Genomic DNA, 17,225 nt, shown 5'->3' on the forward strand with positions numbered 1-17,225 from the left:
CCTGAGGAACTGGTGCCCGAGGAGTCCGTGGCCGAGGGGCCCGCTGAGGGGCGGCGGAAGGCGGCGCGGGTGGTGCTGCTTGACGGGCGGGACCGCGTGCTGCTGATGCATGGCTTCGAGCCGGACGACCCGTCGATGACCTGGTGGTGCACGCCGGGCGGCGGGCTGGAGGGCGACGAGGCGTGGGAGCGGGCGGCGCGCCGGGAGCTGGCGGAGGAGACCGGGATCACAGACATCGAGCTGGGCCCGGTGCTCTGGCAGCGGCACTGCTCGTTTCCCTTCGACGGGCGGCGCTGGGAGCAGGAGGAGTGGTACTACCTGGCCCGGAGCGAACAGGAGGCGTCCTGGACGGGCGGAGCGACAGATCTGGAACGCCGCAGCGTGACGGGGTTGCGGTGGTGGACCTGCGAGGAACTTCTCACGACGCGTGAGACTGTGTATCCGACCAGACTCGCCGAGTTGGTGCAGACGCTGCTCGACGAGGGACCCCCGAGTACGCCGGTGCTCCTGGAGACTGAGCACGCCTGACGCACAATGGGGGGACGCACGGCTGAAGGGGAACACGCCATGAGCGCCGAGGACCTCGAAAAGTACGAGACCGAGATGGAGCTGAAGCTCTACCGGGAGTACCGCGATGTCGTCGGCTTGTTCAAATACGTGATCGAGACCGAGCGGCGTTTCTACCTCACCAACGACTACGAGATGCAGGTGCACTCGGTCCAGGGCGAGGTCTTCTTCGAGGTCTCGATGGCTGACGCCTGGGTCTGGGACATGTACCGCCCGGCTCGCTTCGTCAAGCAGGTGCGGGTGCTGACGTTCAAGGACGTGAATATCGAGGAGCTCAACAAGAGCGACCTCGACCTTCCGAGTGGCTGAGTTGTCCACAACCCGTCGGTAACCGCCGGAGTTATCCACCAAGATCCAATAGATCCGGCCGGGGGCGTCACAGTCGGTGTCGGAGGTGGTGCCGATGCTGCTGCACCCCGGGGAGCGACCGACCGCAGCCCCACTACAGGCGCGCCAAGCGCGAGAGCCACAGCCCGCACAGCCGCAGCGACCGCGACATTCACGACGGACACGAGGGGCGGCGCGAGACGCCGCGGCGCGAAGTGGGGCGCCCCCAGGGGGCGCGTGCGCCGGAGTGGGGTCCGAGGAAAGCGCCCGGCGTGATCCGGCGCAAGTGCGGCGCCGCACGCTCGGGCGGTACGGGGAGGACCTCGCGGCACGCCAGCTGGCCGAGGCCGGGATGGACGTCCTGGAGCGCAATTGGCGATGCCGCGACGGGGAGATCGACATCGTCGCGCTCGACGGCGACGCGCTCGTGGTCTGCGAGGTCAAGACCCGGAGGGCGGGTCCGTACGAACACCCCATGGCCGCCGTCCCTCCGGTCAAGGCCGCGCGGCTGCGGCGGCTCGCGGAGTGCTGGCTCGACCGGAACGGCGGACCTCCGCCGGGCGGCGTGCGCATCGATCTGATCGGCGTGCTGCTGCCCCGCCGGGGCGCTCCGGTCGTCGAACACGCGAAGGGGGTGGCCTGATGGGTTTCGCCCGTACGTGCTCCGTGGCGCTCGTCGGCGTCGAAGGCGTCGTCGTGGAGGTCCAGGCCGATCTGGAACCCGGCCTCGCGGCCTTCGCGCTGGTCGGGCTCCCCGACAAGAGCCTTGTGGAGAGCCGGGACAGGGTCAGGGCCGCGGTGGTGAACTCGGGAGGCGAGTGGCCGCAGAAGAAGCTGACGGTCGGCCTCAGCCCGGCGTCCGTGCCCAAGGGGGGCAGCGGCTTCGACTTGGCTGTCGCGTGCGCGGTGCTCGGGGCCGCCGAGCGGATCGACCCGCGGCAGATCGCGGACCTGATGATGATCGGCGAACTCGGGCTCGACGGGCGGGTCCGGCCGGTGCGCGGCATCCTGCCCGCGGTACTGGCGGCGGCCGACGCCGGGTACCGGCAGGTCGTCGTCCCCGAGCGGACCGTCGCCGAGGCATCGCTGGTGCCGGACGTCTCCGTGCTCGGCGTACGGACGCTGCGCCAGCTCATCGCGGTGCTCAACGATGAGCCGGTCCCCGACGAGGAGGAGTCTCCGGCCGACGGGCGGCCGGACCCGATGCTCGCCGGGCTGGCGGTGCCCGGGGCCGGCATGGGCACCGGCTCGCTCACCGCCGAGCGGATCCCCGATCTCGCGGACGTCGCCGGGCAGACCAAGGCCCGCCAGGCACTGGAGGTGGCGGCGGCCGGGCGGCACCACATCTTCTTCAAGGGCCCGCCAGGGGCGGGCAAGACCATGCTCGCGGAGCGGCTGACCGGGCTGCTGCCGCCACTGACGCCGCAGGAGTCGCTGGAAGTCACCGCGGTGCACTCCGTGGCCGGAGCGCTACCCGCCGGCCAGCCCTTGATCAAACGCGCCCCGTACTGCGCGCCCCACCACTCCGCTTCCATGTCGTCGCTCGTCGGCGGCGGCAGCGGACTGCCCCGGCCCGGAGCGGTCTCCCTGGCTCATAACGGCGTACTTTTTCTGGACGAGGCTCCTGAGTTCAGCGGCCGGGTCCTCGACGCCCTGCGGCAGCCCCTGGAGTCGGGGCATGTGGTCGTCGCGCGCTCCGGGGGAGTGATGAGGCTGCCCGCCGGATTTCTGCTCGCCTTGGCCGCGAATCCCTGCCCGTGCGGGCGGCACGGGCTCTCCGGGGCCGGGTGCGACTGCTCGCCCCAGATGGTCAAGCGCTATCGGGCCCGGCTGTCGGGGCCGCTGCTGGACCGGGTCGACGTGACGGTCACGGTCGAACCGGTCACCCGGTCCGAACTGGTCGGACTCGACGCGGAGACGGAGACGACGGCGGTCGTCGCGGCGCGGGTCCGAGACGCACGCGACCGGGCCGCTCACCGGTACGCCGACACGCCTTGGCGTACCAACGGCGAGGTGCCCGGCCATGAGCTGCGCACGCGCTGGCAGGTCGCGCCGGGGGCGTTGGGCGACGCGGAACGGGACATGGAGCGCGGGCTCCTCACCGCGCGGGGCCTGGACCGGGTGCTCCGGGTCGCCTGGACGATCGCGGACCTCGCCGGGCACGACCGTCCGCTGGAAGAGGACGTGGGCCGGGCGCTGGAGCTGCGTACGGGCATCGCGCGCGGCACGGCCATGGCGGGGTGCCTCCCATGAGCGTGCCGGGGCAGGAGCGGCTCGCGCGGGCGGCGCTCACCCGGCTCACGGAGCCGGGGGACGAGACCGTGGGGCGGTGGCTGCGGACGCTGGGGGCGGTGCGGCTGGTCGAGGCGCTGACCGGGCGCGCCCAGCCGCCGCCCGGTGCGGGGCCCGACCGTATCGAGGGGTGCCGGCGGCGGGCGGCGGCATGCGATCCGGCCGGGGACCTCGCGGCGGTCACCCGGCTCGGCGGGCGGTTTCTGTGTCCGGGCGACCTGGAATGGCCGCGGCAGCTCGACGACCTCGGGGACGCCGTGCCGGTCGGCCTCTGGGTGCGCGGCGACGCGGACCTGCGGCTCTGGGCGCTCCGCTCCGTCGCCGTCGTCGGTGCTCGGGCCTGTACGGACTACGGCTCGCGCATAGCGGCGATACTCGGCGCGGGGCTCGCCGAGCGCGGCTGGGTGGTGGTGTCGGGAGCGGCGTTCGGCGTCGATGGAGCGGCGCATCGGGGAGCGCTCGCCGCGGGCGGGGCGACGGTGGCCGTACTGGCCTCGGGGGTGGACGTGCCGTATCCGCGCGGGCATGCCGAGTTGATCCGACGGATGGCGGAACAGGGGCTCGTCGTGGCCGAGTTGCCGCCCGGCGGGCACCCCACGCGCAGCCGCTTCGTGCTGCGCAACCGCGTCATCGCGGCCCTCACCCGGGGCACGGTCGTGGTGGAGGCCGAGTACCGCAGCGGTTCCCTGGTCACGGCGCGGCGGGCGCAGCGGCTCGGGCGGTCGACGATGGGGGTGCCGGGGCCGGTGACGTCGGGGCTGTCCGCCGGGGTCCATGAACTCCTGCGGGGGGAGGCGGCGCTGGTGACCGACGCCGACGAAGTGATCGAGCTGGTGGGGAGGATAGGGGACCTGGCGCCCGCGAGGGAGGGGCCGGTGGTGGCCAGGGACCTGCTGGAGGCCACGGCGGCGCGGGTGCTGGACGCGTTCCCCGGGAGCGGCGGGGCGTCCTGGGACCGGCTGGCGCGGGAGACCGGCCTGAGCCGGGACCAGGTGCTGGGCAGGCTCTATGAGCTGCGGGCTCTCGGCTTCGTCGAACGCACCGGCGAAAGCTGGCAGTTGACCGGGGCGGCAGGGGGCGCGGAGGCCGCCGGACGACGCGCGGGCGCACGGCGGGGCGGTCCTTGACCTGGGGCGCTTCGGTGGAAGGCTAGGGGACGATGACCGCAAACGCGCGCGAAGCGTCCCCGTCGCGGTCGCCGTTCGACCCGGCGGCCGTCATCCCGGAGTGCGGGCAGCGGAACGTATCTGCGCACCACCGAACGCGCCCTCTTCGCGCACTGCGACGCTCTAGTCACGCTACGCTCACAAGAATTCCGGCTCCCATGGAGCACCCCACCCACGTCACGGCAGAACGGCTCAAGGCGAAGAATGCCCCAGCACACCTCGGGTTCTGACCGCGCGGCAGTGCCGCCCGCCGCCCGCGGCACGGTGCGCCCTCCCGCGCCCTCGACGCTCGACGAGCTGTGGCGCTCCTACAAGGCGACGGGCGACGGGCGGCTGCGCGAGCAGCTGATCCTGCACTACTCGCCGCTGGTGAAGTATGTGGCGGGACGGGTGAGCGTGGGGCTGCCGCCCAATGTCGAACAGGCCGATTTCGTCTCCTCCGGGGTCTTCGGGCTCATCGACGCCATCGAGAAATTCGAGCCCGAGCGGGCCATCAAGTTCGAGACGTACGCCATCACCCGGATCCGGGGGGCGATGATCGACGAACTGCGGGCGCTGGACTGGATCCCGAGATCGGTCCGGCAGAAGGCGCGGGCGGTCGAGCGCGCGTACGCCACCTTGGAGGCGGCCCTGCACCGCACGCCGTCCGAGGCGGAGGTGGCGTCCGAGATGGACATCGGACTGGAGGAACTGCACGGAGTCTTCAGCCAGTTGTCGCTGGCCAACGTGGTGGCCCTGGAGGAGCTGCTGCACGTCGGCGGTGAGAGCGGCGACCGGCTGAGCCTGATGGACACGCTTGAGGACACCGCCGCGGACAACCCGGTCGAGATCGCCGAGGACAGGGAGTTGCGACGGCTGCTGGCGCGCGCCATCAACACCCTCCCGGACCGGGAGAAGACCGTGGTCACCCTCTACTACTACGAGGGGCTCACGCTCGCCGAGATCGGCAACGTCCTGGGCGTCACGGAGAGCCGCGTCAGCCAGATCCACACCAAGTCCGTGCTCCAGTTGCGGGCCAAGCTGGCCGATGTCGGACGTTGAATCCTCCCCTCCAGCGTCGTCCTCCGCGCGGGTCATCCGTAAAGTGGAAGGGTGCCAAGGATTCGAGCGGCTTCAGTGGCCGAGCACCGGACGATGCAGCGCGGCGCCCTGTTGGACGCCGCCCGCACCCTGCTGTCCGAAGGCGGCACGGAGGCGCTGACCTTCCCCGCCCTCGCCGAGCGGACCGGGCTCGCGCGGTCATCCGTCTATGAGTACTTCCGTTCCCGGGCGGCCGTCGTCGAGGAGCTGTGCGCCGTCGACTTCCCCGTGTGGGCGGCGGAGGTCGAGTCCGCCATGGAGCGGGTCGACACGCCGGAAGCGAAGATCGAGGCGTATGTGCGGCAGCAGCTCGCGCTCGTCGGCGACCGCAGGCACCGGGCTGTCGTCGCCATCTCGGCGGGCGAGCTGGACGCCGGGGCGCGCGAGAAGATCCGCGCCGCGCACGGCGGGCTGATCGCGATGGTCGTCGAGGCGCTCGGCGGTCTCGGGCATGAACAGCCGCGACTGGCGGCGATGCTCCTCCAGGGCGTGGTCGACGCCGCCGTGCGCCGCATCGAGCTCGGCGCGGCCGAGGAGCCGGACCGCATCACGGAAGCGGCCGTCGCCATGGCCCTGCGGGGCGTACGGGGCTGACGCGGCCGGCCTCCCCCCCCGGGGGGCTTACGGCCCCGGATGCCCGGTCGCCCGCGCCGCTTGCCCCGTGGTGTGGGTGCTCTGGCGGTTCGCCTCCGCGCGTCCGGCGGGGTGTGTCACCCGTACCGGCTGCCCGCGCCGCCTGCCGCCGCACGTCTGCCGTCGATGCCTTTCGCCCCCGCGCGGCCGCCGCCCGGCGCTCGGCGGGTGCGCTGGGCGGCGCGCAACGCGCGGTACGCCCACACCGCGGCTGCGACCAAGGCGGCTGCTGTGATCACGTGTGCCGGGGATGTGTCGTCACTCCACGCGGCCGGTCGCAGTCGCCGTGGCGCGTGCGCCGCCCGCACGCCTCCCGTCGTCGCGGGGAGGATGGCCGGGGCCAGGGCCGGGGAGCCCGTCGGGACGCCGAAGACGGGCAGCAGCCGCGACGGGCCGCCGCGCAGCATCTCCGGCGGGAGCAGCGACAGCGGGTCGAGGTAGCGGTGACCGCGCAGCAGGCCCCAGTGCAGGCAGGGCGCCGCGCAGTGGGACGGGCCGGCCCGCAGGGCGCCCACGGTCCGGCCCGCCGCCACCCGGTCGCCCGCGCGCACCGTCGCGCGCACCGGCTCGTACGTGGTGCGCAGGGGCGGGCTGCCGGTCCCGGACAGCTCGATCGACAGCACGCCGCGACCCGCGACCGTCCCCGCGAAGGACACGGTGCCGCCACCGGCCGCGCGCACCGCCTGACCGGCCCGCGCGGCGAGGTCCACCCCGCGGTGCCCCGCCGCCCATGGCGCCGGGGGAGGCTCCCACGCCCGTACGACCGAGGGACGGGGCGCGTGCCCCGCTCCGGTCACCGGCCAGGCTCGGGCGGGCCCGTCGGCGGCGGCCGGCGCCGTTCTCCGGATATCGGACCCGATGTCGGGCGGCGTCCGCGTGTCCAGCGCGTGTGCGTTCGTCGGGCAGATGGTCGTGAGGATCCAGAGCAGGGCCGTGCACGCGGTCGTCGTCAGTCGGCGCATGGGAGAACCGTGGCGCAGAGCGTCCGCGCGGGGGGATCTTGGTGCGGATCTGTGGACTACTGGTGGGTTGTGGACAACGGCGTCACCCGTCGGTGCGGCGGTCCCGTACACTTCTTGTGGCGATCCGGGTCACCGGATCGACTTCGCACGCCCCGCCACCGGCGCGTCAGGCCCTCTCGGGCAGCCCGGTGGCCGTGTCCCTCGGTCCGCGGAACGGTTCCTCGCAAAGGCGCCGTCCACGGCGGGCGCGACGGGGCGTCAGGCGCGACGGCCGCCCGGCCGGCGCGGGAACCGAGCACATAGGAGTACGGCCATGGCCGTCGTCACGATGCGGGAGCTGCTGGAGAGCGGCGTCCACTTCGGTCACCAGACCCGCCGTTGGAACCCGAAGATGAAGCGCTTCATCTTCACCGAGCGCAACGGCATCTACATCATCGACCTGCTCCAGTCGCTGTCGTACATCGACCGCGCCTACGAGTTCGTCAAGGAGACCGTCGCACACGGCGGCTCCATCATGTTCGTCGGCACCAAGAAGCAGGCGCAGGAGGCGATCGCCGAGCAGGCGACCCGCGTCGGCATGCCCTACGTTAACCAGCGCTGGCTGGGCGGCATGCTCACCAACTTCTCCACCGTCTACAAGCGCCTCCAGCGCCTCAAGGAGCTCGAGCTCATCGACTTCGAGGATGTGGCCGCCTCCGGCCTCACCAAGAAGGAGCTCCTGGTCCTCTCCCGCGAGAAGGCCAAGCTGGAGAAGACCCTCGGCGGCATCCGCGAGATGCAGAAGGTGCCGAGCGCCGTCTGGATCGTGGACACCAAGAAGGAGCACATCGCCGTCGGCGAGGCGCGCAAGCTCCGGATCCCGGTCGTCGCGATCCTCGACACCAACTGCGACCCCGACGAGGTCGACTACAAGATCCCCGGCAACGATGACGCGATCCGCTCCGTCACCCTGCTCACCCGCGTGATTGCCGACGCCGTCGCCGAGGGCCTCATCGCCCGCTCCGGCGCCGCCTCCGGTGACGCCAAGGGCGAGAAGGCCGTCGGCGAGCCGCTTGCCGAGTGGGAGCGCGACCTGCTCGAGACCAAGAAGACCGAGGAAGAGGCCGCCCCGGCTGCTCCGGCCGCCGAGGCCGAGAAGCCGGCCGAGGCCGCCGCTGACGCCCCGGCCGCCGCCGAGGCTCCGGCCGCGGAGGCCCCGGCCGCGGAGGCCAAGCCCGCGGATGCCGAGCAGGCCTGACCTCACACGTCACGGCTGATGACGGAGGGGGACGGTGCCGAGCGCACCGTCCCCGCCGTTCACCCGTAGTCACATCGACTTTCGAGAAGAGATTCACAGACCATGGCGAACACCACCGCCGCTGACGTCAAGAAGCTCCGCGAGCTCACCGGCGCCGGCATGATGGACTGCAAGAAGGCGCTGGACGAGGCCGAGGGCAGCGTCGACAAGGCCGTAGAGATCCTGCGCGTCAAGGGCCAGAAGGGCGTCGCGAAGCGCGAGAGCCGCAGCGCCGAGAACGGCGCCGTCGTCTCCCTGATCGCCGACGACAAGACCTCCGGCGTGCTGCTCGAGCTGAAGTGCGAGACGGACTTCGTCGCCAAGGGCGACAAGTTCGTCGCTGTCGCCGACGCCCTCGCCGCGCACGTCGCCAAGACCGCCCCGGCCGACATCGAGACGCTCCGCGCCTCCGAGATCGAGCCCGGCAAGACCGTGCAGGCCTACGTGGACGAGGCCAACGCCACCCTCGGCGAGAAGATCGTCCTCGACCGCTTCGCGCAGTACTCCGGCGGCTACGTGGCCGCGTACATGCACCGCACCAGCCCGGACCTGCCCCCGCAGGTCGGCGTCCTGGTCGAGCTGGACAAGGGCACCGCCTCTGACGAGGCCGCCGCCGAGGCCGCCAAGGACGTGGCGCAGCACATCGCCGCGTTCGCGCCGAAGTTCCTCACCCGTGAGGAGATCCCGGCCGAGACGGTCGAGAACGAGCGCCGCGTCGCCGAGGCCACCGCCCGCGAGGAGGGCAAGCCCGAGGCCGCCCTGGAGCGCATCGTCGAGGGTCGCGTCACCGGCTTCTTCAAGGAGAGCGTGCTGCTGGACCAGCCGTTCGCCAAGGACAACAAGAAGACCGTCCAGAAGGTCCTGGACGAGGCCGGCGTCACGCTCAAGCACTTCGCCCGCTTCCGCGTCGGCGTCTGAGCCTGACGAAGTCAGCGAACGACCCGCGACCCGCTAGGGTCGTACGCAGCCGACCGTCCACCAGCCGGCCGCAGATGTGACGAGGAGGCCATTGCCGCAGAGGGAACCGAAAGGTACCACCGGCAATGGCCTTCTTCGTATGTGCACGAGGAGATCTCCAATGAATCAGGGCGCGGACGCCACGCAGGCTGCCGACGACAAGGGTGCCGACGGCGGCAAACACCGTCGGTTCATGCTGAAGCTGTCCGGTGAGGCATTCGCCGGCGGCGGGGGACTGGGCGTCGACCCGGACGTCGTGCACAAGATCGCCAGAGAGATCGCCGCGGTCGTCCGGGACGGGGCGGAGATCGCCGTCGTCATCGGCGGCGGAAACTTCTTCCGCGGCGCCGAGCTCCAGCAGCGCGGCATGGACCGGGCCCGCTCCGACTACATGGGCATGCTCGGCACGGTCATGAACTGCCTGGCCCTCCAGGACTTCCTGGAGAAGGAGGGCATCGACTCCCGCGTCCAGACCGCCATCACCATGGGCCAGGTCGCGGAGCCGTACATTCCGCTGCGGGCGGTGCGGCACCTGGAGAAGGGCCGCGTCGTCATCTTCGGCGCCGGCATGGGGATGCCGTACTTCTCGACCGACACCACCGCCGCCCAGCGCGCGCTGGAGATCGACGCCGAGTGCCTGCTGATGGGCAAGAACGGCGTGGACGGGGTCTACGACTCCGACCCGAAGAAGAACCCGGACGCGGTGAAGTTCGACGCGCTGGAGTACGGCGAGGTCATCTCCCGCGGGCTCAAGGTCGCCGACGCCACGGCCATCACCCTGTGCATGGACAACCAGCTCCCGATCCTCGTCTTCGAGCTGCTCGCTGAGGGCAACATCGCGCGTGCCGTGAAGGGTGAGAAGATCGGCACGCTCGTGAGCGACCGGGGTACCCGGGCCTGACGGCTCGTACGGCCGTACGAGCGGCACGCGACCCCCATCCGGGACCGTGCGGCCACGACGGCAACCCCCCGCCGCGGGAGATGCGCGGCACGGGGATGGACAACGGCCTGCCGGTCGGACACCGTGCAGGAGAAGACGCGCGCAGGGGCGAGGCTCTGCTTACTGATAACACCAGGAGCAAGTGGTGATCGAAGAGATCCTCCTCGAGGCCGAGGAGAAGATGGAGAAGGCCGTCGTGGTCGCCAAGGAGGACTTCGCGGCGATCCGTACGGGGCGTGCGCACCCGGCGATGTTCAACAAGATCGTGGCGGACTACTACGGCGCGCTGACCCCGATCAACCAGCTGGCGTCGTTCTCGGTGCCGGAGCCGCGGATGGCCGTGGTGACCCCGTTCGACAAGAGCGCGCTGCGCAACATCGAGCAGGCGATCCGCGACTCGGATCTGGGCGTCAACCCGAGCAACGACGGCACCATCATCCGGGTGACGTTCCCGGAGCTGACCGAGGACCGGCGCCGCCAGTACATCAAGGTCGCCAAGGGCAAGGCCGAGGACTCGAAGGTCTCGATCCGCTCGGTGCGCCGCAAGGCCAAGGAGACCCTCGACAAGCTCGTCAAGGACAAGGAGTCCGGCGAGGACGAGGTCCGCCGCGCGGAGAAGGAGCTCGACGACACCACCGCGAAGTACGTCACGCAGGTGGACGAGTTGCTCAAGCACAAGGAAGCCGAGCTGCTCGAGGTCTGATGAACGACTCTTCCTGGGGGGCCCCGCCGAGCGCCGGATACCGGGGGCCGACCGACCGGGGACCGGCTCGTCCGGCGGGTCCCGTGCACGACATGGGCGACGCGGCGCAGACTCGGCCCATGCCCATCGTGCCCGACGCAGGCGGAGATCAGGACGACCGCGAGAAGGGGGCCGCTTACCTCGGCGGCCCCCTGTTCCGCGATGAAGAGTTCCGTGAAGAGCGGTTCCGTGACGAACAGTTCCGTGGTGAGGCCTTCCACGGGGAGCAGGAGCCCGCTCCGGTGCCCGAGCCCGTTCCCGCGGCGCCGGAGCCCGCCGCCGCGCCCGTGAAGAAGAGCGCGGGCCGTGACCTGCGGGCGGCCATAGGGGTGGGCCTGGGGCTGGGCGCGGTCATCATCGCCTCCCTGTTCATCTACAAGCCCGTCTTCCTCGGCGTGATAGCGGTCGCCGTCGTCGTCGGGCTGTGGGAGCTGACCTCCCGGCTGTCGGAGAAGAAGGCGATCAAGGCCCCGCTGGCGCCGCTCGCGGTCGGCGGGGCCGCCATGGTCATCGCCGGCTATCTCGACGGTCCGGAGGGCGCGTGGGTGGCCATGGCCTTCACCGCGCTCGCCGTGCTCGTATGGCGGATGACGGAGCCGCCCGAGGACTATCTGCGGGATGTCACGGCGGGCATCTTCGCGGCGTTCTACGTGCCCTTCCTCGCCACGTTCGTGGCGCTGATGCTCGCCGCGGACGACGGCGCGTGGCGGGTGCTGACCTTCCTCGTGCTGACGGTCGTCAGCGACACCGGGGCGTACGCGGTGGGCTGGAAGTTCGGCAAGAACAAGCTCGCGCCGCGGATCAGCCCCGGAAAGACGCGCGAGGGGCTCGTCGGCGCGGTCGCCTTCGCGATGGTGGCGGGCGCGCTGTGCATGCAGTACCTGATCGACGACGGGACCTGGTGGCACGGGCTGCTGCTCGGCTGCGCGGTCGCGGCCAGCGCCACCCTCGGCGACCTCGGCGAGTCCATGATCAAGCGGGATCTCGGCATCAAGGACATGGGCACGCTGCTGCCGGGGCACGGCGGGATCATGGATCGGCTGGACTCCCTGCTGCCCACCGCGCCCGTGGTGTGGCTGCTCATGGTGATCTTCGTCGGCAGCGGCTGACCTGCGTCTTTCCCGCGTCTTGTCCAGCGAGGGGTCCGTTGTCCACAGGGCGGCGGGCCCCTTCGCGGATGTCTGCGACACTGGATGGACCATGCCTGCACCCGGAGAACTCACTTTCGTCGCGCCGCGCGGAGCCAAGAAGCCGCCGCGGCATCTCGCCGACCTCAGCCCCGCCGAGCGCCGCGAGGCCGTGGCCGCGATCGGCGAGAAGCCGTTCCGCGCCAAGCAGCTGTCGCAGCACTACTTCGCGCGGTACGCGCACGACCCCGCGCAGTGGACCGACATCCCCGCGGCGGCGCGCGAGAGGCTGGCGGCGGAGATGCTGCCGGAGCTGATGACCGTGCTGCGGCACATCTCGTGCGACGACGACACCACCCGCAAGACGCTCTGGAAGCTGCACGACGGCACGCTCGTCGAGTCCGTGCTGATGCGCTATCCGGACCGGGTCACCATGTGCATCTCGTCGCAGGCGGGCTGCGGAATGAACTGCCCGTTCTGCGCCACCGGCCAGGCCGGGCTGGACCGGAATCTGTCCACCGCGGAGATCGTCCACCAGATCGTTGACGGCATGCGCGCCTTGCGCGACGGGGAGGTGCCCGGCGGGCCGGCGCGGCTGTCCAACATCGTCTTCATGGGGATGGGCGAGCCGCTGGCCAACTACAAGCGCGTCGTGGGCGCGATCCGCCGGCTCACGGACCCCGAGCCGGACGGGCTCGGCCTCTCGCAGCGCGGCATCACCGTCTCCACCGTGGGCCTCGTCCCCGCGATGCTGCGCTTCGCCGACGAGGGCTTCAAGTGCCGCCTCGCGGTCTCCCTGCACGCCCCCGACGACGAGCTGCGCGACACGCTCGTGCCGGTCAACACCCGGTGGAAGGTGCGCGAGGTCCTCGACGCCGCCTGGGAGTACGCGGAGAAGTCCGGCCGCCGCATCTCCATCGAGTACGCGCTGATCCGCGACATCAACGACCAGGCGTGGCGCGGCGACCTGCTCGGGCGGCTGCTCAAGGGCAAGCGGGTGCACGTCAACCTCATCCCGCTCAACCCGACGCCCGGCTCCAAGTGGACCGCGTCGCGGCCCGAGGACGAGAAGGCGTTCGTCGAGGCGATCGCGGCCCACGGCGTGCCCGTGACCGTACGCGACACGCGGGGCCAGGAGATCGACGGAGCCTGCGGACAATTGGCCGCTTCCGAGCGCTGATATGGTGCTTTCGCACAATTGAACAATCCGACAGGGGAGCGCACAGAGCGCTGAGAGTGCGGCCCGGCCGCAGACCCTCGGACCTGATCCGGGTCATACCGGCGTAGGGAGTCAGCTCACTCATGAACAGCAATATCCGGCGTGCCATCGGCGCCGCGGTCGTCGGCGCCCTCGGCGTCACCGTGCTCGCCGCCTGCGGCGGCTCCGGGTCGTCGGAGGGATCGGACTCCAAGACGGTCACCCTCGTCTCGCACGACTCGTTCAACGCCTCGAAGTCCGTGCTCGCCGAGTTCACCGAGAAGACCGGTTACAAGGTCCGGGTCGTCAAGAGCGGCGACGCGGGCGCGGCCGTCAACCAGGCGATCCTCTCGAAGTCGCACCCGCAGGGGGACGTCTTCTTCGGCGTCGACAACACCCTCCTCTCGCGCGCCCTCGACAACGGCCTGTTCACGCCGTACGAGGCCAAGGGGCTGGACCGGGTGCCGCGCGATCTCCAGCTCGACGCCGCGAAGCACCGCGCCACCCCCGTCGACACCGGGGACATCTGCGTCAACTACGACCGGGCGTACTTCAAGGACCACGACCTCGCGCCGCCGCAGTCCTTCGACGATCTGGTCAAGCCGGAGTACAAGAACCTCCTCGTCACCGAGAACGTCGCCACCTCGTCCCCCGGCCTCGCCTTCCAGCTCGGCACCGTCGCCAAGTACGGCGAGGACGGCTGGCAGAAGTACTGGCAGCGGCTCAAGAGCAACGGCGTCGAGGTCGTGGACGGCTGGGAGCAGGCGTACAACCAGCGGTTCTCCGGCTCCGCCGCCGGCAAGAAGGCCAAGGGCGACAAGCCGCTCGTCGTCTCCTACGCCTCCAGCCCGCCCGCCGAGGTGCTGGACGCGAAGCCGCAGCCGAAGGAGGGCCCCACCGGGGTCGCGACCGGCACGTGCTTCCGGCAGATCGAATTCGCGGGGCTGCTGAACGGGGCGAAGAACACCGAGGGCGGCAAGGCGCTCCTCGACTTCCTGGTGAGCAAGGAGTTCCAGGAGGATATGCCGCTCCAGATGTTCGTCAAGCCGGCGAACCAGGACGCGAAGCTCCCCGAGGTGTTCACGAAGTACGGCGCGAAGATCTCCGACCCCGAGACCCTGGCCCCGGAGAAGATCGCCAAGAACCGTGAGCAGTGGGTCAAGTCGTGGTCGTCGCTCGTCCTGAAGTAGAGCCTCCGGGGAACGCGCCACAGGAGCCCGGCCCCGGCCGCGCGGCGGACCGGAAGGCCGCCGCGCGCGGCACCGCGTCGCGGCTCGCGCTGATGGCCGTGCCCTTCGTGTTCTTCGCCGTCTTCTTCGCCTACCCCGTCGCGGCGATCGTCGCCCGCGGGCTGAAGGACGGCGGGCAGTGGCAGTTCGGCCGGATCACGGAGGTGCTCGGCGACCCGCGGATCGGGCACGTCCTGTGGTTCACCACCTGGCAGGCCGCCGCGTCCACCGCGCTGACCCTCGCCCTCGCGCTCCCCGGCGCGTACGTCTTCGCCCGCTTCGACTTCCCCGGCAAGCAGCTGCTGCGCGCCGTGGTCACCGTCCCCTTCGTGCTGCCGACCGTCGTCGCGGGCTCGGCGTTCCTGGCGCTGCTGGGCCGCGGCGGGCTCCTCGACGAGCTGTGGGGAATCCGCCTCGACACCACGGTCTGGGCGATCCTCCTCGCGCACGTCTTCTTCAACTACGCGGTCGTCGTGCGGACGGTCGGCGGCCTGTGGGCGCAGCTCGACCCGCGCCAGGAGGAGGCGGCGCGGGTGCTGGGCGCCGGGCGCTTCGCGGCCTGGCGCAGGGTGACGCTCCCCGCGCTCGCGCCCGCCGTGGCGGCCGCGGCCCTCATGGTCTTCCTCTTCACCTTCACCTCCTTCGGCGTCATCCAGATCCTCGGCGGCCCGCGCTACGCGACGCTGGAGGTGGAGATCTACCAGCAGACCGCGCAGCTCCTGAACCTGCCGACGGCCGCCGTGCTCTCGATCGTCCAGCTGCTGGCGGTGTGCGTGCTGCTGGCCGTGCACGCCTGGACCGCGCGCCGCAGGGAGTCGACGCTCCGGCTGGTCGACGCGGCGCGGACGTCGCACCGGCCGCGCGGCGCGGGGCAGTGGGCGCTGCTGTCGGGGGTGCTGGTCTGCGTCGCGCTGTTGATCCTGCTGCCGCTGGCCGTGCTGGTGCAGCGCTCCTTCGACGGGCCCGACGGCTACGGCCCGGCCTTCTACCGCGCCCTCGAATCGGCCGCGGACAACGGCGGCACGTTCGTCGTCGCGCCGCTGGAGGCGATCGGCAATTCGCTCTCCTACGGGCTCGCCGCCACCGCCATAGCCGTGGTCGTCGGCGGGCTGGCAGCCGCCGCCCTGACGCTCCGGGGGAGTGGCAAGGGGAGCGCGGGCCGGCTCGTACGGGGCTTCGACGCGCTCCTGATGCTGCCGCTCGGCACCTCCGCCGTGACCGTCGGCTTCGGCTTCCTCATCACCCTCGACAAGCCGCCGCTGGACCTGCGGGACTCCTGGATCCTGGTGCCGCTGGCCCAGGCGCTGGTCGGCGTCCCCTTCGTCGTACGGACCATGCTGCCGGTCCTGCGCGCCGTCGACGCCCGGCTGCGGGAGGCCGCCGCGGTGCTCGGGGCGTCCCCGCTGCGGGCCTGGCGGGAAGTGGATCTGCCGCTGGTGGGGCGGGCGCTGGCGGTCGCGGCGGGGTTCGCGTTCGCCGTCTCGCTCGGCGAGTTCGGGGCGACCGTCTTCATCGCCCGGCCGGACAGCCCGACGCTGCCCGTCGCGGTCGCCCGGCTGCTGAGCCGGCCCGGCGAGATGAACTACGGGCAGGCGATGGCCCTCAGCACCATTTTGATGCTGGTGTGCGCGCTGGCGCTGCTGGTACTGGAGCGCATTCGCACCGACCGTTCGGGAGAGTTCTAGATGGCCCTGCTGCGACTGGACGGCGTGAGCGTCCGCTTCGGCGCGAGGACCGCGCTGGACGCGGTGGACCTGGAGGTCGCCGAACACGAGACGGTGTGCGTGCTCGGACCGAGCGGCAGCGGCAAGTCCACGCTGCTGCGGGTCGTCGCGGGGCTCCAGCGGGCCGACGGCGGGCGGGTGACGCTAGAGGGCCGGGATCAGAGCGGCGTTCCGACGCACCGCCGCGGGGTGGGCCTGATGTTCCAGGACCACCAGCTCTTCCCGCAGCGCGATGTGGCCGGAAATGTGGCCTTCGGGCTGAGGATGCGCGGGGCCGGCCGCGCAGAGCAGGCCCGTACCGTCGCCGAACTCCTCGACCTCGTCGGCCTGCCGGGCGCGCAGGGGCGCGCGGTCGGCGCGCTGTCCGGCGGCGAGCAGCAGCGCGTCGCGCTCGCCCGCGCGCTCGCCCCGCGCCCCCGGCTGCTGATGCTCGACGAGCCCTTCGGCCAGCTCGACCGGGGCCTGCGCGAGCGACTGGTGATGGAACTCCGCACCCTCTTCAGCACCTTGGGCACCACCGTTCTCGCCGTCACCCACGACCAGGGCGAGGCGTTCGCGCTCGCCGACCGGGTGGTCGTCATGCGCGACGGGCGGATCGCGCAGACCGGCACGCCCCTGGAGGTGTGGCAGCGGCCCGCCTCCGAATTCGTGGCCCGCTTCCTCGGCTTCGACAACGTCGTCGAGGCGGATGTCTCCGGTGAGGCCGCCGATACGGTCTGGGGCAAGGTCCCGGTGCGCCGGGGCGCGCCCCAGGGCGCGCAGCGGCTGCTCGTACGCCCCACGGGGGTGCGGCTGGCGGGCGTACGGGACGGGCTGCCGTGCACCGTCGAGGCGCGCACCTTCCGCGGCGACCATGTGGCGCTGCTGCTGCGGCCCGAGAACGGGCCGCAGCTGGAGGCGGCGTGCGCGCTGCGCGACGCGCCGGAGGCGGGCGCGCGGGTCGGCGTGGAGTTCGACGCGGACGAAGTGGTGGTGCTCGGCGCGCCGGAGACCGGCGCGCCGTAG

General features: G+C 71.7%; 16 protein-coding genes, 1 pseudogene and 1 riboswitch. Of the genes and pseudogenes, 16 read left to right on the plus strand and 1 reads right to left on the minus strand.

Annotated features, from left to right (window positions below; all coding sequences use genetic code 11):
• The first annotated feature begins 12 nt into the window (after positions 1 to 12).
• The 7 genes from AB0I49_RS29015 to AB0I49_RS29045 all read left to right on the plus strand — a co-directional run bounded on the left by AB0I49_RS29015 (position 13) and on the right by AB0I49_RS29045 (position 6,026).
• Positions 13 to 528, plus strand: coding sequence for an NUDIX hydrolase (locus AB0I49_RS29015; RefSeq protein ID WP_363230105.1), 516 nt, complete (start codon positions 13 to 15; stop codon positions 526 to 528).
• Positions 529 to 567: 39 nt separating this feature from the next.
• Complete coding sequence (locus AB0I49_RS29020; protein ID WP_004944840.1) at positions 568 to 876, plus strand: DUF2469 domain-containing protein; 309 nt, start codon at positions 568 to 570, stop codon at positions 874 to 876.
• Between the two features lie 304 nt (positions 877 to 1,180).
• A complete protein-coding gene (locus AB0I49_RS29025) occupies positions 1,181 to 1,537 on the plus strand; it encodes a YraN family protein (RefSeq protein WP_363230070.1) in 357 nt (118 codons plus the stop codon).
• A complete protein-coding gene (locus AB0I49_RS29030; RefSeq protein ID WP_363230071.1) occupies positions 1,537 to 3,147 on the plus strand; it encodes a YifB family Mg chelatase-like AAA ATPase in 1,611 nt (536 codons plus the stop codon). The genes AB0I49_RS29025 and AB0I49_RS29030 overlap by 1 nt, the downstream gene beginning before the upstream one ends.
• Positions 3,144 to 4,313 (plus strand): DNA-processing protein DprA, encoded by a 1,170-nt coding sequence (gene dprA, locus AB0I49_RS29035; RefSeq protein ID WP_363230072.1) that lies wholly within the window; start codon positions 3,144 to 3,146, stop codon positions 4,311 to 4,313. The genes AB0I49_RS29030 and dprA overlap by 4 nt, the downstream gene beginning before the upstream one ends.
• 243 nt (positions 4,314 to 4,556) lie before the next feature.
• A complete protein-coding gene (gene whiG, locus AB0I49_RS29040; protein ID WP_363230073.1) occupies positions 4,557 to 5,393 on the plus strand; it encodes an RNA polymerase sigma factor WhiG in 837 nt (278 codons plus the stop codon).
• Positions 5,394 to 5,486: 93 nt separating this feature from the next.
• Positions 5,487 to 6,026 (plus strand): TetR/AcrR family transcriptional regulator, encoded by a 540-nt coding sequence (locus AB0I49_RS29045; protein WP_037965718.1) that lies wholly within the window; start codon positions 5,487 to 5,489, stop codon positions 6,024 to 6,026.
• Between the two features lie 398 nt (positions 6,027 to 6,424).
• Here the strand turns inward: AB0I49_RS29045 and AB0I49_RS29050 are convergent.
• Positions 6,425 to 6,838, minus strand: a pseudogene (locus AB0I49_RS29050) (M23 family metallopeptidase); the annotation flags it as partial.
• A gap of 502 nt (positions 6,839 to 7,340) precedes the next feature.
• Here AB0I49_RS29050 and rpsB point away from each other — a divergent pair.
• The 9 genes from rpsB to AB0I49_RS29095 all read left to right on the plus strand — a co-directional run bounded on the left by rpsB (position 7,341) and on the right by AB0I49_RS29095 (position 17,225).
• The gene (rpsB, locus tag AB0I49_RS29055; RefSeq protein ID WP_363230074.1) at positions 7,341 to 8,264 is read left to right on the plus strand and encodes a 30S ribosomal protein S2; all 924 of its coding nucleotides are present in this window, start codon (positions 7,341 to 7,343) and stop codon (positions 8,262 to 8,264) included.
• A 102-nt stretch (positions 8,265 to 8,366) separates the two neighbouring features.
• A complete protein-coding gene (gene tsf / locus AB0I49_RS29060) occupies positions 8,367 to 9,221 on the plus strand; it encodes a translation elongation factor Ts (RefSeq protein ID WP_363230075.1) in 855 nt (284 codons plus the stop codon).
• Positions 9,222 to 9,381: 160 nt separating this feature from the next.
• Positions 9,382 to 10,161 (plus strand): UMP kinase, encoded by a 780-nt coding sequence (pyrH, locus tag AB0I49_RS29065; RefSeq protein ID WP_363230076.1) that lies wholly within the window; start codon positions 9,382 to 9,384, stop codon positions 10,159 to 10,161.
• 184 nt (positions 10,162 to 10,345) lie between these two features.
• The gene (gene frr, locus AB0I49_RS29070; protein ID WP_363230077.1) at positions 10,346 to 10,903 is read left to right on the plus strand and encodes a ribosome recycling factor; all 558 of its coding nucleotides are present in this window, start codon (positions 10,346 to 10,348) and stop codon (positions 10,901 to 10,903) included.
• Positions 10,903 to 12,051: a phosphatidate cytidylyltransferase gene (locus AB0I49_RS29075; RefSeq protein WP_363230078.1), complete on the plus strand. Its 1,149-nt coding sequence runs from the start codon at positions 10,903 to 10,905 to the stop codon at positions 12,049 to 12,051. The genes frr and AB0I49_RS29075 overlap by 1 nt, the downstream gene beginning before the upstream one ends.
• A 91-nt stretch (positions 12,052 to 12,142) precedes the next feature.
• Positions 12,143 to 13,249 (plus strand): 23S rRNA (adenine(2503)-C(2))-methyltransferase RlmN, encoded by a 1,107-nt coding sequence (rlmN, locus tag AB0I49_RS29080; RefSeq protein WP_363230079.1) that lies wholly within the window; start codon positions 12,143 to 12,145, stop codon positions 13,247 to 13,249.
• A gap of 22 nt (positions 13,250 to 13,271) precedes the next feature.
• Positions 13,272 to 13,376, plus strand: a riboswitch (TPP riboswitch).
• Positions 13,372 to 14,457, plus strand: coding sequence for a thiamine ABC transporter substrate-binding protein (locus AB0I49_RS29085; protein ID WP_363230080.1), 1,086 nt, complete (start codon positions 13,372 to 13,374; stop codon positions 14,455 to 14,457). It overlaps the preceding riboswitch by 5 nt.
• Before the next feature lie 92 nt (positions 14,458 to 14,549).
• A complete protein-coding gene (locus AB0I49_RS29090; RefSeq protein ID WP_363230106.1) occupies positions 14,550 to 16,181 on the plus strand; it encodes an iron ABC transporter permease in 1,632 nt (543 codons plus the stop codon).
• Positions 16,182 to 17,225, plus strand: a complete 1,044-nt coding sequence (locus AB0I49_RS29095) for an ABC transporter ATP-binding protein (RefSeq protein ID WP_363230081.1) — start codon at positions 16,182 to 16,184, stop codon at positions 17,223 to 17,225. It begins immediately after the preceding gene.

It is taken from the genome of Streptomyces sp. NPDC050617, from assembly GCF_040654795.1.
Classification (GTDB): Bacteria; Actinomycetota; Actinomycetes; order Streptomycetales; family Streptomycetaceae; genus Streptomyces.